Source organism: bacterium (genome assembly GCA_021372535.1).
In the GTDB taxonomy this organism is placed as follows: Bacteria; Latescibacterota; Latescibacteria; order Latescibacterales; family Latescibacteraceae; genus JAFGMP01.
This window is the reverse complement of record JAJFUH010000044.1, coordinates 1-5,041: the sequence shown is the minus strand read 5'-3', so window position 1 is coordinate 5,041 and position 5,041 is coordinate 1. Positions and strand designations below refer to the sequence as shown.

Annotated in this window: 3 protein-coding genes; 2 read left to right on the top strand and 1 reads right to left on the bottom strand. The window is 47.3% G+C overall.

Annotated features, from left to right (window positions below; genetic code table 11):
• Window positions 1-1,209: hypothetical protein (locus tag LLG96_04610; GenBank protein ID MCE5249485.1), on the top strand; the 1,209-nt coding region annotated here is incomplete at its 5' end.
• A gap of 249 nt (window positions 1,210-1,458) precedes the next feature.
• Here the strand turns inward: LLG96_04610 and LLG96_04605 are convergent.
• Complete coding sequence (locus tag LLG96_04605; GenBank protein MCE5249484.1) at window positions 1,459-3,201, bottom strand: T9SS type A sorting domain-containing protein; 1,743 nt, start codon at window positions 3,199-3,201, stop codon at window positions 1,459-1,461.
• A gap of 736 nt (window positions 3,202-3,937) precedes the next feature.
• Between LLG96_04605 and LLG96_04600 the strand changes: the two genes are divergently transcribed.
• Window positions 3,938-5,041: hypothetical protein (locus tag LLG96_04600; GenBank protein MCE5249483.1), on the top strand; the 1,104-nt coding region annotated here is incomplete at its 3' end.

The following is a 5,041-nucleotide window of genomic DNA, read 5'->3' as shown; positions in this document are numbered from 1 at the left end:
CCGTCCGATTCTGCTGGAATTACTTTTGACCAGGAACTTAGGGCTCTCTCTGATATGGCTGCCATTACAGGATTATCTGATAAAAAAAATGGTATTTATACAACTTCTGAAAGTTGGATGGCCGGGGGTATTCACAATAAAAGTTTTATAGAAACGGTTGATTTTAGTTTATCCGAGATACCTAAAAACCACGATGGCTTCGTTTTCAGGCTTGATTATTTAGCCTGGTTTCTTCACTATTGGGGGGGAGATATTCAGAACAACCGGGTTCCTATGTATTCTGAGCGTATTACACGTCTTCGCCAGCTTATTCAACCTCTTGAACTGAGTGGGGTCATACTCTACAATAAGAATATGAAAAACTCATATTATTTGTATAATCGTGTCACAAACAGTGATAAGACTATGCATATTGCCATGATGGAAAACGGGAAAACGACCATAATACCGGAACAGACTCTTGTGCAAGAATGGCAAAATACAAACTTCGATGAAGATATACCAGTTACGAATATACTTTCAAAGGGTACATATCTTCTCATCGTTTGGGTATATGGAGATATAGAAAAAGATTCAATTGATATATATTGTCTACCTGAAGAGAATTTAAATCTTCAATCAATTATTGTTCAATCGGAAAATATTGAGTCAGTATACAAAGTCGTTCCAAAAATTTTTATGTTTGATATGGTTAAAGATAATTGTCGTTTAATGATAAAACACAACAAATATCAAAAGAATCAGTCTCTTGTTTCGAAATACAGTCTCTTGTTTCTAAGATCATTGCAGAACTCTTACACTCAAAAACTTCCAATACCTCCTTTCCCTCAATGGATTCCAACATCGCAGAATTCTAACTCACAACTTTTATCGGTTAGCGATAGTGAACTCGAATCGATCGGTGACTCAACGGCGTGGGGGTATCAGCTTATGAGTCCACCGATCCCTGTTCCCCCAAAGTCACAACTCACGTTTTCTGCGTCGTTGATGACCATACAAGGTGGGGTGGGAATAGGCATACTCGATGAAAAAGGTTTCTGGCTTGCTCCACCCCAAAAAAACATCATGACGATCGATTTCGCCTCGGGGGATAATAATGTTGTTACCATCGTTGTTGCAAACAGCCAGGATCGGGAACCGTATGTAGCATCTCATTTTAAAATTATGGAACCACACCTTTTCGTGCAGGAACAACATGACAACAACTGATGGAATCAGCGGATGTCAAAGTCGGAATGGAGGAAACAGCATATTCACTGCCCTGGCAACAACGCGTGCAGAGCCCGATTTACACGCCCTTGACAGCAAAAAACAATACATTTCGCCATGGGGCTCGTGAAAAATGTGCTTTTACACAGCCCTCTTATAGACCCGTATCAAACAGTACAGGTAAACGACAACAAAAAGACCCGGAAGGTGAATTCCGGGTCTTTTTTGTATCGATAACAGGGGAATAAATTATTTCAGGAGCGTCATCTTCATGGTTTTGGAGAAATCGCCGGATTTGACTGTGTAGAAATAGACACCGGCCGAGAGTGAGGAAGCGTTCCATGTTAAGGAATGTGTGCCTGCATCCATGAATTCATTGGTAACCGTGGAAACCTTCTGGCCTGCCACGTTGAATATTTCGACCGTGACATTGCCGGCGTTGGCGATAGAGAAGCTGATCGACGTTGAAGGGTTGAACGGATTGGGGGTATTCTGGGCGACGGAGAAGGCGGCCGGAGCCTCTTCAACCGCCAGCGGGGCATTGGTGAGGATACCCTTGAAAGAATCCTGGCCGGAATACCATGTATTGCCGTCCACAGCGCCTTCATATTGACCTTCTATGGCCTTACCTTTGGTGGAGTATAATCCGTCGAAAGCCGAGCCGTTGTCGCAGATGACAAGGCCGTACTTGCCATTGGCGGTTTCGCCGGCGAACGCAAAGTGATTGACTCCCGTGCCATCGGGGGCCAGGAGGCCGAACGAAAGAGCGCCGAGGTCATAGATGCACTCCATGCCGAAACCATTGACATCGCCGACATAACCGTATGTTTCGGTTCCGGCGTTGAAATCGTTGTTTACCCATGGTTTGGGGGAATCTTCCTGGAAGTTGTAGTCGAGGATATAGTCGCCGTTCTGGTTGACATATACGACGAAATCATCCTGGTTTTCCATTCCCCGGACAGGGTTCACCACCTGCTGGATCGAGGAGCAGTGGCAGCCGAAGTAAATCAGCTCGCCGCGCTGGTAATGCAGGTCGGGACCGCCATTCGCCTGCCCGCCATTCGCAAGATCGTCAAGGTCACCCCAGAAGCGGGCAAAGTCGATGACCTGTTCCAGGTTTCCATCGAAGCTTACAATGCGGAAATCGTTGTAAACATCGGTTTCCTTGTACGGGTTCGAGGTAACATAGAGGTAATTGTTGTCATTGGTGGCGTTCATGTGATAGAAGTCGGGCTGGCTCCATAGTACCGCGCCGTTATCTCCCCATGTAGTCTCCTGTACAGCGTCACCGTTCGGCACCCACTGGTATTTGAAGAGACCTCCAGTAAAGCTGTCCTTGTTATGCATGGGCAGATATACATAATTATGGTCTCTGGGGTCGACAGCATAACGGTTTTTTGTGCCGTAGCCGCTCGGGACATTGATTTTGGTGGTTTCGATCAGGGTCGAGTCCATCGGGTCGGTGCCGAGGGTCCATCTCCACCAGCGTCCGCAAAAGAGCGGATTGGTGAGCGGCTGTCCGGTTCCGTCCGTCTCGATTATCTCGGTATCGAAAGACGGGATGTATTTATACATCGCCATGACCCGCTGGTGGGCATGATCATATCCCCAGAGGTAGTAGGTGTATACACCCGCGGGGACCATTTTACCGTCCTGGTCTTTACCGTCCCAGGTGATTGTGCCATTCCCCACATCGAACGGTTTCGCCGAGGAGAAAAATATGCACGTATCGACTTTGTTGACATAATGCCAGCCCAGAAAACCGTTCTGGATGTTGACTATCTGGTCGGCCTTGTCTTTGGTGAACAATAAAAAAGTGACGAGCGCCGGAGTTCCGGATACAGTCACTGGAACATCGATGGACTTCCCGGCAAAATCGTACTGAACCACACCCGGACCGGTGATTGTTGTTTTACTGGGTACAAAATTTGCGGCGAAAATACATGATGCGGATAGCGCAATTACTACAAACGTCAGTAACGTTTTTTTCATTGTATTTCCCCTTTTCATGAATACCTTTGTAGTAAAATATCAGGATTTTAGCATATTTCTTTCGGTCCATCACCTCCTTTACTGTTCACGTTAATCTGAAAACCATGTTACCTGATGCGGCTGATTATTGAAATAGTAACGGCAACATCCGGCAAAATTGTAATAAAAGCTCGAAATATCTTGTAAATATAGGTTTTACTAACGTATGGATTGTTTTGGGAATAATGATCATTTCTTTTCGCCCGGTTTCGTCTCGTGCTATCCTCATTTACCGGGACAGAGGGAAAAAACCCGATAAAATCTGCTTTATCGGGACGTTATAAGGTGTTTTTGTTCCCGTAATCGACAGCGGTAACTATCATGTTCTGTTGCAAACGTAAGAAGCTCAATATTTTTATGGATAATTTGAAAGGAGTAGTACTGCTTGAAGAATAAACATTAGATTTTTTAAAGTCAATTATTTTTCTTATGATTCATAAATTTTCCTTTACCGGGTTTACCGGGTAACGGTCATTGTCGCCGGTACATGGTTAACATTGATCATGTGTCTGAAACCCTCCGTTTTCTCTGTTTTACAAGCCTGTGCAATGTGATTGCCATGAAGGTTTATTTTAATCCGCTGTAACCGTAAAGAAAACAGTTGGTGAAATCATGTATACAAACCATATTATTGAAGTTTTTATATGTATCGTGATGCTTGACCATCGTATTTCAGGCGAAAAGGAGGTTAAGCGGTATGCTCCGGAGTAATATCGTTATTCTGTGTATGGTACTGCTCTCGTTTTCTGCGCTCGATGCCCAGAATCTGAGCGACAGTGAAAAAGAACGCAAAAAGCTCAACGATCAGTTCGACAAGCTCGGGCTCCGTGAAAAAACGGATTTTATCGTCGACCGTTCGGAATCGTTCCTCACTCCCCCCGCCACTAAACCTGCCGATAGTAACTATATCGTGGCGAAGGAACCTCCCACGGTCAAGCTGAGAATTCTCCCCGATATGGTACCCGAATATTTCACCGAGGGCCAGCAGTACATGGCAGGCTGGGCAAACTGGGCGCATGTCACCCGGAGCGACGACAACCGGTTCTTCTTCTCGGTGGGCGATCACCGCGGTCAGGGATGCCAGATCAACCTGTACGAATACTGCCCGGTCCGCAACACGCTTTTCAAGGTGCTCGATGTCGACAATCTGCTCGGGTGGACGGAATACTCCTATACCGATGGTAAAGTCCACGGCGAGATGGGCATCATGCCGGACGGTACCCTCTGGGGAGCAACCCACTACGGTGTCTATCCCGACTCGGTCTGGTATGCGAACGGATACCGCGGGAGCTGGCTTTTCAGCTACAATATCTACACGCACGAGGCGCACAACTGGGGAGTTCCCCTTGTCGGGAGCAACCTTCCCTGCTTCAAGCTCGACCGGGCGCGCGGGAGACTCGTTGCTTCCGGTGCCTTTAAAATGATCCTCTGCTGGGACTGCATCAACAAGAAGGTGCGCTACGCCGGCTGTCCGCCCAACGGCTGGACCATGTGGCAGCGCGCCATGCTCCTCGATGAAGAAACCGGAAAGGTCTGGAGCTGCGACAGCAGCGACAAGGAGATACGTTTCCTGAGCTTCGACCCCGAATACAACAAATTCGAGCGTTACGAGGTTTCGCCGCCGGAAAATCCCTACGAAAAGGCGCGCGCCCTTCTCCGCGGTCATACGGACGGCCCGGCGATGGACGGATGGGTGTACTGGATAACATGGAACGGGGGGTTTTTGAGGTGCCGTTTCGGCGGCGCATCGGGTCCCGTTGTGGAACCTCTCGCTGTAAGCTGGGTCAAAGGCAGGGACTGC